Origin of the sequence: Cellulomonas sp. zg-ZUI22 (genome assembly GCF_017353535.1) — a bacterium.
Classification (GTDB): domain Bacteria; phylum Actinomycetota; class Actinomycetes; order Actinomycetales; family Cellulomonadaceae; genus Cellulomonas; species Cellulomonas wangleii.
In genome coordinates this window covers 65031-78185 of record NZ_JAFMUZ010000005.1, presented here as the reverse complement: position 1 = coordinate 78185, position 13155 = coordinate 65031, and the positions used below count along the sequence as shown (strand labels likewise).

7 protein-coding genes and 1 rRNA gene are annotated in these 13155 nt (G+C 74.2%); 3 read left to right on the top strand and 5 right to left on the bottom strand.

Annotation, left to right across the window (positions count from 1 at the left end; genetic code table 11):
* Window positions 1-102, top strand: a 5S ribosomal RNA gene (rrf, locus tag J1G43_RS14015); the annotation flags it as partial.
* A 399-nt stretch (window positions 103-501) separates the two neighbouring features.
* Here the strand turns inward: rrf and glgB are convergent.
* The 3 genes from glgB to J1G43_RS14000 all read right to left on the bottom strand — a co-directional run bounded on the left by glgB (window position 502) and on the right by J1G43_RS14000 (window position 6242).
* On the bottom strand, window positions 502-2706 hold the full coding sequence (glgB, locus tag J1G43_RS14010) for a 1,4-alpha-glucan branching protein GlgB (RefSeq protein ID WP_207378675.1): 2205 nt from the start codon (window positions 2704-2706) through the stop codon (window positions 502-504).
* Window positions 2707-2760: 54 nt separating this feature from the next.
* On the bottom strand, window positions 2761-3630 hold the full coding sequence (locus J1G43_RS14005; protein WP_249670816.1) for a LacI family DNA-binding transcriptional regulator: 870 nt from the start codon (window positions 3628-3630) through the stop codon (window positions 2761-2763).
* A gap of 65 nt (window positions 3631-3695) precedes the next feature.
* Window positions 3696-6242: a glycoside hydrolase family 2 protein gene (locus J1G43_RS14000; protein WP_207378674.1), complete on the bottom strand. Its 2547-nt coding sequence runs from the start codon at window positions 6240-6242 to the stop codon at window positions 3696-3698.
* A gap of 144 nt (window positions 6243-6386) precedes the next feature.
* Between J1G43_RS14000 and J1G43_RS13995 the strand changes: the two genes are divergently transcribed.
* Window positions 6387-8588, top strand: a complete 2202-nt coding sequence (locus J1G43_RS13995; RefSeq protein ID WP_207378673.1) for an alpha-galactosidase — start codon at window positions 6387-6389, stop codon at window positions 8586-8588.
* Window positions 8589-8748: 160 nt separating this feature from the next.
* Entirely contained in the window at window positions 8749-9990 is a 1242-nt protein-coding gene (locus J1G43_RS13990; RefSeq protein ID WP_207340876.1) for an ROK family transcriptional regulator, read from the top strand.
* A gap of 11 nt (window positions 9991-10001) precedes the next feature.
* Here J1G43_RS13990 and J1G43_RS13985 read toward each other — a convergent pair whose 3' ends face one another.
* Window positions 10002-11294, bottom strand: a complete 1293-nt coding sequence (locus J1G43_RS13985) for a phosphotransferase (RefSeq protein WP_207378672.1) — start codon at window positions 11292-11294, stop codon at window positions 10002-10004.
* A complete protein-coding gene (gene treS, locus J1G43_RS13980; RefSeq protein WP_207340886.1) occupies window positions 11291-13057 on the bottom strand; it encodes a maltose alpha-D-glucosyltransferase in 1767 nt (588 codons plus the stop codon). The genes J1G43_RS13985 and treS overlap by 4 nt, the downstream gene beginning before the upstream one ends.
* Window positions 13058-13155: the final 98 nt, after the last annotated feature.

Below are 13155 nucleotides of genomic sequence, written 5' to 3'. Positions count from 1 at the left end.
GAAGGGGAAACGCCCGGTCCCATTCCGAACCCGGAAGCTAAGCCCTTCAGCGCCGATGGTACTGCACCCGCCAGGGTGTGGGAGAGTAGGACGCCGCCGGACAATCATTCAACGAAAGGCCCACCCCGCGAGGGGTGGGCCTTTCGTCGTTCCCGTAGCAGTCGACGAGCGCCCCGGGCTGCCTCGTTGCACCTCGGTGGCCGGGCGTCGGCGGCTGCTGCGACGGTTCGGCCCACCGGGCACGGCGGCCCGGACGAGGTCCGGCGCCCCTCGCAGGGCGTCCGTGCGGCCCGCTCGACCCCTTGTGGCGTGCGGGCGGTCCGGTGACATGGCGTGCGGGCGGTCCGGTGACCGAACCGCGAGGGCCCTGACCACACCCGCCGGCAGAACCGGGGTGGCCCGTGCCGTGCCCCGGAGACGTCTGTGCTCCTGCCGACAGAGCATCGGCAGGGGCACAGGCACGTCCGTGCGGCGCTCCTGGCGCCGTGCGGGGCCAGAGGCTCAGGCGGGCGTGGGCTCGCCGTCCTCGTCCAGGACGAAGACGACCGCCCCGAGCGGAGGGACCCGGATCGAGGCCGACCACGGGCGGCCGTAATGCTCGACAGGCTCCGCAGCGATCGCGCCCAGGTTGCCGACACCGGACCCGCCGTAGACCTCGGCGTCCGAGTTGAACGCCTCGCGCCACGTGCCGCCGGTGGGCAGCGGGACACGCCAGCCCTCGTGCGGGACGCCCGCGAAGTTCACGACGACGACGGCCGGGGGCGTGTCGACCCCGTAGCGCACGTACGCCAGCAGGTTGAGGTCCGCCTCGTCGGACGCGAGCCACGCGAAGCCGTCGGGGGTGTGGTCGAGCTGCCACAGCGCGGGAGTGCGGCGGTAGACCTCGTTGAGGTCCCGCAGGCTGCGCTGCACCCCCCGGTGGGCGTCGTCGTCGAGGCTGTGCCAGTCGAGCGAGCGGGACTCCGCCCACTCGCCCTGCTGGGCGAACTCCTGGCCCATGAACAAGAGCTGCTTGCCGGGATGGGTCCACTGGTAGGCGAGCAGCGCCCGGACGCCGGCGAGCTTCTGCCAGTGGTCTCCCGGCATGCGCCCGTAGAGCGAGCCCTTGCCGTGGACGACCTCGTCGTGGCTGATGGGCAGCACGAAGTGCTCGGAGTAGGCGTAGACCATCGAGAACGTGATCTCGTGGTGGTGGTACCGGCGGTTGATCGGCTCCTCGCGCAGGTAGCGCAGGGTGTCGTTCATCCAGCCCATGTTCCACTTCAGGCCGAAGCCCAGGCCGTGCGCGGACGTCGGCGCCGTGACGCCCGGCCAGGCGGTCGACTCCTCGGCGATCATCATGATGCCAGGGGTGCGCCGGTACGCCGTCGCGTTGGTCTCCTGCAGGAACGAGATCGCCTCGAGGTTCTCCCGGCCGCCGTACGCGTTGGGGCGCCACTGGCCCGCCTGGCGTGAGTAGTCGAGGTAGAGCATCGACGCGACGGCGTCGACACGCAGCCCGTCGACGTGGAACTCCTCGAGCCAGTAGGTCGCGTTCGCGACGAGGAAGTTGCGCACCTCGGGGCGCCCGAAGTTGAAGACGTACGTGCCCCAGTCCGGGTGCTCACCGAGCAGCGGGTCCGGGTGCTCGTAGAGCGCCGTGCCGTCGAAGTGGGCGAGCGACCACTCGTCCTTCGGGAAGTGCGCGGGCACCCAGTCGACGATGACGCCGATGCCGGCGCGGTGCAGGCAGTCCACGAGGTACCGGAAGTCGTCCGGGTGGCCGAACCGCGAGGTCGGGGCGTAGTACGACGACACCTGGTAGCCCCACGAGCCGCCGAACGGGTGCTCCGCCACGGGCAGCAGCTCGACGTGCGTGAAGCCCAGCTCCAGCACGTACTCGGTGAGCTGGTGGGCCAGGTCGCGGTATGACAGCCCCTGGCGCCACGACCCGAGGTGGACCTCGTAGACGCTCATCGGCCCCGCGTGCGGGTCGTGCTGCGCCCGGGCGGTCATCCACGTGTCGTCGTACCACGTGTAGGTCGTCTCGACGACGACGGAGGCGGTGGCGGGAGGCACCTCGGTGCCCTTCGCCATCGGGTCCGCCTTCTGGCGCCACGACCCGTCCGCCCCGAGGATCTCGAACTTGTACCGGGCGCCGGCGTCGACGCCCGGCGCGTACAGCTCCCAGATGCCGCTGTCACCGAGCGAGCGCATGGCGTGGGTCGCGCCCTGCCAGTGGTTGAAGTCGCCGACGACGCGCACCGCGCGGGCATTCGGTGCCCACACGGCGAAGGACGTGCCGCGGACCGGACCGAGCTGCCCGTCGTAGGTGCGGACGTTGGCACCCAGAACCTGCCAGAGCTGCTCGTGACGGCCCTCGCGCACCAGGTAGCGGTCGAGCTCCTGCACGGTGGGCAGGAACCGGTACGGGTCGTCGACGACCGCCGTCCAGTCCGCGTAGGTGACCTCGAGGCGGTAGTCGGGCACGGTGGTCCCGGGCAGCAGGGCGTACCAGATGCCGTCCAGCTCGTGCTGCGCCTCGACGCGGGAGTCCGCCGTGACCACCACGACGCGGTCCGCGAGGGGACGCAGCGTACGGACCGTGACGGTGCCGTCGCCGACGTGCGGACCCAGGACCGCGTGGGGATCGTAGAAGGAGCCCGCCGCCACGGCGCGCAGGGTGTCGTGGTCGACGGGCACGGGGGACGTGGCAGCCGCAGTCATGTCCCTACCCAATCACCCCGGGCGCGTTGCCGCAGGTGGTGAGTGGGCGCGTCGTCACGCCTGCGCCGGATCGTCGCGCACGGCACGCGGCCGCCGTGCCGTGCTGCCGCGGGCGACGAGGCGCGGCAGGGGGGCGGTCGACGTGGTCGCACGGCCCGACGCCAGGAGGTTCAGCACGGCGTCGCCCACCTGGACGCCCATGGCGTGCACGTCGAGGCTCATCGCCGACAGCGGTGGGTGCGACAACCGGCACAGCGCCGAGTCGTCCCAGGCGAGCAGGGAGACGTCGGACGGCACCCCGAGCCCCAGCTCGTTCGCGACGCCCAGCCCGGCGACCGCCATGACGTCGTTGTCGTACACGACCGCCGACGGCGGGTCGTTGCGGCCGAGCAGCGCGCGGGTGGCCCGGGTGCCGGACTCCTGCCCGTAGTCGGCCTCGACGACCACGCCCCTGGCGCCGCGTTGGACGCACTCGTCGAGGAAGGCGTGCGTGCGCGAGCGCGTGTGCGCGAGAGCCGCCGGTCCGGACACCCGCCCGATCGTGCGGTGCCCCAGGTCGACGAGGTAGCCGACCGCGTCACGCATGGCCTGGCCGTTGTCGATCCACACGTGCGCGACCCCGGGCAACGACCGTTCCGGGCCGCCGACGACCACCGTCGGGATCCCGAGCTCGCCGAGCACCGCCAGGCGCGGGTCGTCGACGACGAGGTTGACGAGCACGACCGCGTCGACCAGGCCACCCCGGCCCCAGCGCCGGTAGGCGGCGATCTCCGCGCCGTGGTCCGGCACGACGTGGAGCAGCAGCGAGCGGTCGTCCGAGGACAGCGTCTCCTCGATGCCGCCGATCAGCTCCATGAAGAACGGCTCGAACCCCAGCATCCGCGCAGGACGCGCGAGCACCAACCCGACCGCGTCTGCGCCCACGGCGCTCAGCGTACCGGCCGGCCCCGTGCCGGCGCGGTCCGTGACGGTCCGGGCGCGCGGTGCGGTCACGCCCCCGGGGCGCGGGCCGCCACGACGACGTCGTTCGCGCTGCGCAGCACCGGGGCGGTGACGAGGGCGGCCGGGTCCAGGGTGGCAGCCGTGCGGACACGGAACGTGGCACGGGCGCCGGCCGGCAGCGTCACCAGTGCCTCGTCGACGCTCGCGGCGGGGTCCAGCCGGTCGACCAGCAGCGTGAGGTCACGCACGAGCGAGCGTGCCGTCACCTCGACCGCGTACCCGTCCTGCACGGGGTGCACGCGCGCGTCGAACGGCGTCGGGTCCAGGGCGAGGTCGACGTCCTCGACCCAGGTGTGCACCGCGCGACGGCGGTCCAGCGACACGACCAGGACCTCGGCCGTCGGGTCGCCGGGCGTCCGCAGCGCGGCCGCGACGGGGAAGGTGCCCACGGACCACGCGCCGACGGTCAGCGGCACCTCCGCCCGGGCCAGCACGTCGCCGCCGAGCGTCTGACGCTCCAGCAGGGCCGTCGCCTTCCACAGGACGGGGGTGTCGTTGACGACGACGAGGGACTCGCGACCGTCGCGCGGCTGCACGGTCACCAGGCGTTCGGCGAACGCCGCACGCAGCGCCCACCACAGGGGCTTGGGTCGTCCGTCGCCGTCGATCGCCGCCCACGACGTCACGGGCCAGCAGTCGTTCAGCTGCCACACGACGGACCCGGCGGTGACGGGCCACCAGGAGCGGTGGTGCTCGATCGCGAACCGCACCGCGCGCGCCTGGTTGAGCTGACCGGCCCACAGCCAGTCGTCCAGGTCGGACGGGACACCGAGGTGCGGTGCCATGCCGCGGTCGAGCTTGCCGTTGCCGTCCTCGGCCTTCTGGTGCAGCAGGAAGGTGGGGTGCTCCTTGCCGGCCACCGAGCCGTCCTCGGCGCGGACGGCGCGCGCCAGCGTCGACCACGTCGGCGGGCCCTGGAAGCCGAACTCCGAGCAGAACCGGGGGACCTCGTCGCGGTACACGGTGTAGTCGACCCGGTTCCAGACGTCCCACTGGTGGTGGGAGCCGTGGTCCGGGTCGTTGGGGTGCACGTCGCGGATGTCGTACCCGGGGGAGGTGGGGCTGTTCGCGACGTACGGCCGGGTCGGGTCGAGCTCGGCCACCACGGCCGGCAGCACCTCCGTCGCGTACGCGTGGCCCCAGGTGCGCCCGTCGAGCTCGGGCTCCCAGCCCCAGTCCCGGAAGCCCCACAGGTTCTCGTTGCCGCCGTTCCACAGCACCAGCGACGGGTGCGGCGTCAGGCGGGCGACGTGCTCGCGGGCCTCGGCCTCGATCTCCTCGCGCAGCGGGGACTCCTCGGGGTACGCGGCGCACGCCAGCAGGAAGTCCTGCCACACCAGCAGCCCGCGCTCGTCGCACAGCTCGTAGAAGTCCTCGGACTCGTAGATCCCGCCGCCCCAGACCCGCAGCAGGTTGAGGTGGGCCCCCAGCGCCTGGTCGAGGCGCCCGGCGAGGCGGTCGCGCGTGATGCGGGTCAGCAGGTGGTCGTCGGGGATCCAGTTGGCGCCGCGGACGAACACCGCGCGCCCGTTGACCCGCAGCGTGAAGGCCGACCCGTGGTCGTCGGGCAGGGTGTCGAGCTCGACGGTGCGGAACCCGATGCGGCGGGACCACGCGCCGAGCAGCGGGCCGGTGCCGCGCGGGCCCGCGGGGGCCGCGGGGTCGCTCGCGCGCAGCTCGACGTGCAGGTCGTGCAGCGGCTGGCCGCCGTGGCCGACCGGCCACCACAGCGGCGCGTGCGGGACCTCGAGGCGGACGGTGCCGGTGGTGGACCCGGCACGGACCTCGCCCACACCCTCGGCACCGGCCACGTGCGCCGTCACCACCAGCGGGACCTCACCACCCGCGAGCCCCGACCGCTCGACGTCGACCACGACCTCGACCACGCCCGTGCCGTCGGGCTCCACGGTCACCAGCGCGCGCACGCCGGCGAGCCGCGCGACGCGCCACCGCTGGACGCGGACCGGGCGCCACAGGCCGGCCGTCTGCAGGTCGGGTCCCCAGTCCCAGCCGAAGGAGCAGGCCATCTTGCGGACCATGTTGAACGGCTGCGCGTAGGCCATGGGCCGGGGTCCCAGCCGCGCGGCCTCCGCCTCGGCGTAGGTGAGCGCCGACGTCAGGTCCACGCGCAGCACCTGCGGTCCCGGGCGCAGGTGGTCGCGCAGGTCGACCCGGTAGGTGCGGTGCTGGTTGGCCGTGCGTGCGAGGACGGTGCCGTCCAGGCGCACGGCGGCGACGGTGTCGACGCCCTCGAGGACCAGGTCGACGCGCTCGTCGTCGGCGGCAGGGGTGACGTCGAGCGGCCGGGCGTACGACCAGTCCACCCGCTTCATCCAGGCGACCTCGAGCTCGTTGCGGTCGACGTACGGGTCGGGGACGAGCCCGGCCGCGAGCAGGTCGGTGTGCGTGGTGCCGGGCACCCGCGCGGGGACCCCCGACACGAGCCGGGCGGCGAGCGCGGCCGGCAGCCCGGAGGGCAGCGTGGCGGGGTCGGCCGTGAGGGTCCAGCCCTCGGCGAGGACGTCGTCGGTCATGTCGGCTCCCGGTCCGCGGCTCCGGTGGCCACGCGTCGGGGCGCGGCAGGTCGGCGTCGACCCGGGGAGCGACACCCATTGTTAGGCGACCGAAATAAGCAAGTCAACGACATAGGGTGGGCGCGATCACAACGGAGGTGAGCGGTGCCACAGCGTCCCGACGACGAGACGACCCCGACGAGCGACCGGGGGGACCGGCAGCCACCCGAGCGACCGGACGAGCTGCTGCACCTGCGCGCAGCCGGCGTCAGCCTCGTCCTGGACCTCGCCGGCCTGCCGCGCGTGCTGCACTGGGGCGCCGACCTCGGCCCCCTCGACGGCGACGCGCTCGCGGACCTGCGGCTCGCCGGCCGCCCGGCACTCATGGGGTTCCCCGTCGACGGCGGCGTGGTGCCCGGCGTGCTGCCGCTGCAGGCGGACGGCTGGCTCGGCACCCCGGGCCTGACGGGCTCGCGCGCCGGCCGCTCCTGGTCGCCGGACTTCCGCGCCGGGGTCCCGCAGCTGACGCGCACGGGCGACGGCGGTGCCGTGCTCGTCGTGCCCGCCACCGACCCGGCCACCGCGCTGGCGCTCGAGCTCGTGCTCGAGCTCACGCCGCAGGGGCTCGTCCGGCAGCGCGCCACGCTCACCAACGCGGGCGACGACGTCTACGAGCTCGGCGGGCTGCTGCTCACCCTGCCGGTCCCGGTCCGGGCGACCACGCTGCTCGACTTCGGCGGGCACTGGGCGCGCGAGCGGTCACCGATCCGCACGCAGTTCACGCACGGCACGCGACTGCGCGAGAACCGCCGCGGACGCACCGGGTTCGACACCCCGTACGTGCTGGTCGCCGGGACCGAGGACCTCGCGCACCGCCGCGGCGAGGCGTGGGGCTGGCACGTCGCCTGGTCCGGGAACCACCGCAGCCTCGCGGAGCGCACGCACTACCACCCCGGGCTGCTGGGCGGCGGCGAGCTGCTGGCACCCGGCGAGGTCCGGCTGCAGCCCGGCGCGTCCTACACGAGCCCGTGGGTGTACGGCGCGTACGGCGAGCAGGGGCTGGACTCCCTCGCCTCGCGGTTCCACACCTGGCTCCGTGCCCGTCCGCAGCACCCGCACAGCCCGCGCCCGGTCACGCTCAACACGTGGGAGGCGGTCTACTTCCAGCACGACCTGGGCCGGCTCGTCGAGCTGGCGGACGCGGCGGCGGCCGTCGGGGCGGAGCGCTTCGTCCTGGACGACGGGTGGTTCGGCTCGCGACGTGACGACCGCCGGGGCCTCGGCGACTGGTACGTGTCCGACGAGGTGTGGCCCGACGGGCTGCACCCGCTCATCGAGCACGTGACCGGGCTGGGCATGCAGTTCGGGCTCTGGGTCGAGCCGGAGATGGTCAACCCCGACTCCGACCTCGCGCGCGCCCACCCCGACTGGATGCTGCGCCTGCCGGACCGCCTCCCGGGCGCCGCACGGTGGCAGCAGGTGCTCGACCTCGCGCGCCCCGAGGTGTTCGACCACATCCTCGGGCGGCTCGACGCGCTGCTCAGCGAGAACGACATCGCGTACCTCAAGTGGGACCACAACCGTGACCTCGTCGACGCCGGTCACGGGTCCGACGGCGTGCCCGGCGTGCACGGGCAGACGCTCGCCGTCTACCGCCTCCTCGACGCGCTGCGCGCGCGTCATCCGCGCGTCGAGATCGAGTCCTGCTCCTCCGGCGGTGCCCGGGTCGACCTGGAGATCCTCCAGCGCACCGACCGGGTCTGGGGGTCGGACTGCATCGACGCGCTCGAGCGACGCGCCATCCAGCCGTGGACGAACCTGCTCATCCCGCTGGAGCTCATCGGTGCGCACATCGGCTCCGGGACGGCCCACAGCACGGGCCGCAGCGCCACCCTCGGCTTCCGGGCCGGCACCGCGCTGTTCGGCCACCTGGGCATCGAGTGGGACCTGCGGGAGGCCGACGAGGCGCAGCGCGCGGAGCTGGCGGCGTGGGTCGCGCTGTACAAGGAGGTGCGTGGTCTGCTGCACACCGGGGTCAGCGTGCACGCCGACCTGCCGGACCCGGCGTTCGAGGTGCACGGGGTGGTCGCCCAGGACGGGTCCGACGCGCTGTTCGCCGTCGCCGCGGTGGCGTCGTCCGCGCAGATGCCCGCGAACGCGGTGCCGCTGCCCGGCCTCGACCCCGACGCGACCTACCACGTGCGGCCCCAGGCTCCGGGCGACGTCATCACCCACGGCTGGAAGGCCCCGTGGTGGACGCCGCAGGGCGTCCGCGCGACGGGCCGCGTGCTCGAGCAGGTCGGGGTGCGGGCACCGCACCTCTCGCCCGAACGCCTCGTGCTGGTGCGCGCCACCCGCGTGGACTGACCGACCGGGTGCACCGGCGCGCGCCCCGTGCGCCGGTGCACCCGCCACCCGCGCGGGCTCACCCGGACGCCGCAGCCCCGTCGCCGCTCGCGGGCGGCGGGGGGTGGCTAGGCTCGGTCGGGTCGCCACCCGGCGGCCGCACGGCGACGGGAGCAGGAGTGTGAACGCAGGCACGCCCGGCCCGCGCACCGGCAGTCGCAGCGCGATCCTCGACGTCATCCGTGCCGCCGGCACCATCAGCCGCGTCGAGCTGACCCGCGCCACCGGCCTGACGGCCGCGACGGTCTCGACCGTCGTCCGACGCCTGCTCGACGAGGGCCTGGTGGTCGAGGCCGGCCGCGCCGAGTCCACCGGCGGCAAGCCCCGGATGCTGCTGCAGCTCGACCCCGACGCGGGCTACGCCGTCGGCGTCCACCTGGACCACGCCGGCATCACGTACGTGATCGCGAACCTCGGCGGGCAGGTCGTGGCGCGGTGGCGGCGCCCGGGCGCCGGGTCCGACGACCCGCGGGACGTGGTCGGGCGCATCGCGGCGGAGGTCGCGGCCACCACCGCGCGCGTCGGGGTGGACGGGGACCGCCTGCTCGGGGTCGGCGTCGTGTCGCCCGGTCCGCTGTCGACCACCACCGGGATGACGCTGGCGCCGCCCGTCATGCAGCACTGGGCGGACTTCCCGCTGGCCGAGGCGATCGAGGACGCGGTCGGGCTACCCGTCCTGCTGGACAACGACGCGACGGCGGCAGCGCTGGGGGAGTACTGGTCCGGCGGCGTGCCGACCGGTGCGGTGTGCGCCGCGCTGTACATGGGCACCGGCATCGGGGCGGGGATCATCGTCGACGGGACGGTGTACCGCGGCCGGTCGTCGAACGCGGGCGAGATCGGGCACGTGTGCGTCGACGTCGACGGGCCGCCGTGCTGGTGCGGCTCGCGCGGGTGCGTCGAGGTGTTCGCCGGCCCCGCAGCCGTGGTCGCGCGGGCCGCCGAGGCCGGTATCGCGCTCCCGGGTCGGGGTGTGTCCGAGGACTTCGCGGCCCTGGCCCGGGCGGCGGCGCGCGGTGAGGAGGAGCCCGCGCGGCTCCTGGGGGAGTCGGCCCGGTACCTGGCCGCTGCCGCGCAGGTGCTCGCCAACGTGCTGGACCTCGACCTGCTGGTGCTGACGGGGGCGTCGTTCGCGCAGGCCGGCTCGCTCTACCTGCCGGTCGTCCAGCAGCGCCTGGCCGACGGGTTCTTCGCCCGCGCCACCCACCCGGTGCGGGTCACGATCTCCTCGCAGGCGTCCGAGGCGGCCGCCCTGGGCGGTGCCGCGCTGGTGCTGCAGGCGGAGGTGGCTCCTCGGCAGGCGGGGATGCGGATGGTCGTCGACACCCTGACCGAGCTGCCCGCGGGGTCCGGCGTCGCCTGACGCCGCGGCTCTCAGCCGAGCAGGCGGTCCAGCCCGGCCTCGGGGATCGGCGCCCAGGTGGGACGGTTGCGCGCCTCGTACACGGCCTCGTACAGCGTCTTGTCGAGCTCGAGCGCGCGCAGCAGCAGCGTGCTGGTCGGGTCGTCCGTCACGCCGTAGCCCGCGAGCAGGGCCGCCCGCGCGTCCGCGGTCCACGCGGCCGCGGGTGCGCCGCTCAGGCCCCCCACCGCTGCGGCGTAGTCGAACGACCGCAGCAGGCCCGCGACGTCCCGCAGCGCGAGGTCCGGCAGGACGCGGGCGGCCAACGGCGCCAGCGGCTCACCCTCGAAGTCGATGACGAACCAGCGGCCCGCCGAGCGCAGCACCTGCCCCAGGTGCAGGTCGCCGTGCACGCGCTGCCGCGCCGGCGTCGTGGGCAGGGCCGCGACCTGCGCGGCCACCGCCTGGACGGCGGGCTCCCGGTCCGCCAGCGACGGCACGGCGTCGACGGCCCACGCGAACCGCTCGCGCAGGGCCCGCGCGAGCGCCTCGCCGCCGGCCGGGTCGGGGTCCGCGCCGAACGCCCGGACCAGCGCCGCGTGCATCCCGGCGACGGTCTCGCCCAGCTCGGCGGCCGGACCGCTGAACGCGCGCCCCTCGCGGGCCCACCCGCACGCCAGCTCGAACCCGTCCTGCGCACCCGGGACGAACGCGCTCAGGACACCCAGGTAGCCGACCACGGGCTCGCCGTCGGGCCCTGGCCACCGCGCCTGCGACCACGCGAGGGGCGCCGGGACACCGTCCCACCCCGCCTCCACGAGCCGCCGCGGCACGTCGATGTCCGGGTTCTCGCCCGCGGCGACCGCGCGCAGCACCTTCAGCATCCCCACCGGGGCGCCGTCCGGGGCGGGCAGCACGACCGACGTGTTCGACTGCTCGCCGGTCACCACGCGCGCGCCCGTCTCGTCGACCGCGGCGCCCGGCCCGTCCGCCGCCGCGAGCCAGGCCCGCAGGAACCGGGCGTCGCCGGTCGCGTCCAGCACCGTGCGACCGCCGACCTCCCCGACGATCGACGCGCGGTCGGTCCCGACGGGCGCCGACCCGGCCAGCAGCACCAGCGGGACCTGCAGCAGCACGTCGCGCCCCGCGGCGTCGACCTGCACGAGCAGGATCCGCACGTCGTCGGTCAGGTGCACCGCACCCGCAGCCGACAGCCGCGCGTCGGACCCCTTGGCGGGGTACCAGCGGCGGTGCGGCAGCCACGCGTGGAGCAGCGCCACCAGCTCGTGGTCGACGTCGTCGGGGGCACGTGCGTCGAGGATCACGGCGCCGTCAGCTCCAGCCAGTAGAACTCGCGCGACCCGAGGGTGAACGTGATGGTGCCGTCGTCGCGCACGTCGGGGAAGTGCGCCCCGCCGAACACGTCGCGTGCGGACCAGCCGGCGTGCTCGGGGAGCGTCACCGTCGCCGCACGGGCCGTCGCCGCCAGGTTCGCCACCACGAGGACCGTCTCGTCCTCCGTGCGTCGCAGGAAGGTCAGCACCGCCTCGTTGTCGCAGGACACGACGTCGAACGTGCCGAGCCCCAGGGCGCGGTGCTGCCGGCGGACCGCCAGCATGCCGTGCACCCAGTGCAGCAGCGACGTCGGCTGGGCCAGCTGCGACTCCACGTTGACGTTGCCGTAGTGGTAGACGAGCGACTGCACCAGCGGCAGGTACAGCTTGCCCGGGTCCGCCGTGGAGAACCCGGCGTTGCGGTCCGGCGTCCATTGCATGGGCGTGCGCACCGCGTCACGGTCCGCGAGCCAGATGTTGTCGCCCATGCCGATCTCGTCGCCGTAGTACAGGCAGGGGCTGCCGGGCAGCGACAGCAGCAGCGCGTGCGCCAGCTCGATCTCCTTGCGGGAGTTGTCGAGCAGCGGTGCGAGGCGGCGGCGGATGCCGATGTTGGCGCGCATCCGGGAGTCCGGCGCGTACCAGCCGTACATCGACGCGCGCTCCTCGGTGGACACCATCTCGAGCGTGAGCTCGTCGTGGTTGCGCAGGAACGTGCTCCACTGCCCGCTCGCCGGGATCGGCGGGGTGTCCGCGAGGATGTCGACGATCTGCGTGGCCCGCTGGTCGCGCAGCGCGTAGTAGATGCGCGGCATGACGGGGAAGTGGAAGCACATGTGGCACTCCGGCTCCTCGTCGGTGCCGAAGTAGTGCACCACGTCCTCGGGCCACTGGTTGGCCTCGGCCAGCATGATGCGGCCCGGGAACTCCTCGTCGATCATCCGGCGGACCTTGCGCAGGAACTCGTGGGTCTCCGGCAGGTTCTCGCAGTTGGTGCCCTCGGCCTCGAACAGGTACGGCACGGCGTCGAGCCGGAAGCCGTCCACCCCGAGGTGCAGCCAGAACCGCGCGACGTCCATCATCGCGTCGACCACGCGCGGGTTCTCGAAGTTGAGGTCCGGCTGGTGGCTGAAGAACCGGTGCCAGAAGTACTGGCGCCGCACGGGGTCGAACGTCCAGTTCGACGTCTCGGTGTCCACGAAGATGATGCGGGCGTCGTGGTAGCGGGTGTTGTCGTCGCTCCACACGTAGAAGTCCCCGTACGGGCCGTCCGGGTCGGAGCGGGAGGCCTGGAACCACGGGTGCTGGTCGCTGGTGTGGTTCATCACGAGGTCGACGACGACCCGCATGCCGCGGCGGTGGCACTCGATGACGAGCATGCGGAAGTCGTCGAGCGTGCCGTACTGCGGCGCGACGGCCGTGTAGTCGGACACGTCGTACCCGCCGTCGCGCATGGGCGAGGGGTAGAACGGCGGCAGCCACAGGCAGTCCACGCCCAGCCACTGCAGGTAGTCGAGGCGCTGGATGAGACCGGGCAGGTCACCGCTGCCGTTGCCCGAGGCGTCCGCGAAGGTGCGCAGCATGACCTCGTAGAACACGGCCGTGCGGTACCACTCGGGGTCCGTGTCGCGCCCGCCCGAGGGCACCGGCGTCGGCACGTCGGGCTGCCGGCGACCGGGCAGCCCGGACAGGGCGATCGCCGCGGTCGTCGGGGGCGGCTCGAGGCGGGCGGGGACGGCGTCGGGTGACGGCATGGAGCCCGGGGGCGGGGTGCCCACCGGCGGCTCCGTGGACGTCGTCGGCGTGCCGAGCACCGGGGTCCGGGGCGTGCGGGGATCGCCCGACGCGGAGG